This window comes from Staphylococcus sp. 231237_7MaSpsaltlick (assembly GCF_043107035.1).
Map to the genome: position 1 here is coordinate 1 of NZ_JBICNX010000313.1, position 514 is coordinate 514.

The 514-nt window shown below is 29.0% G+C and carries 1 protein-coding gene; it reads left to right on the plus strand.

The window, feature by feature from the left end:
• Positions 1-207 precede the first annotated feature (207 nt).
• Positions 208-492 (plus strand): hypothetical protein, encoded by a 285-nt coding sequence (locus ACF91D_RS31645; protein WP_039069303.1) that lies wholly within the window; start codon positions 208-210, stop codon positions 490-492.
• Positions 493-514: the final 22 nt, after the last annotated feature.

The window sequence follows — 514 nt, forward strand, 5'->3', positions numbered from 1 at the left end:
TTTGGGGAGAAGCATGGCAAGTTATAAAATGTGCTGGATATCTCTCAGCAGCCATTATACCTGCTAGTAAAGCTTATAAAGTTGTAAAGGTTTTAGGTGGAATGAGAGAAACAGCTAGATTATTAGTTGGCGCGGAAATTATAGGTATCGATGGTGTCGTTAATAACTGTACATTTTAATCAAAAGATACATAGGAAGGATATTATAATGAATACTGAGAATGAGTCAAATTCAAAAACTATAATAAATTCTATAAGTCTAGCAACTTGTATGAGTTTCGTTTACATTATTATATTCGTAGCATTAATGTTAGTTTCTAATAAGATAATAAAGATGGATACAGTTGCTTTACCTGCTATTTTTATTTTCCTTGTTATAAGCGGTATTGAATTTATGTTTGCGAAATTAAAAAGAAATGTTCCTCAAATATTTAATATTGTTTCTTTTATTATCGTTATCATCATCGCTATTGTTATGACAATAATTCTATAAAGTTTATTCAAAGTCAAACAAC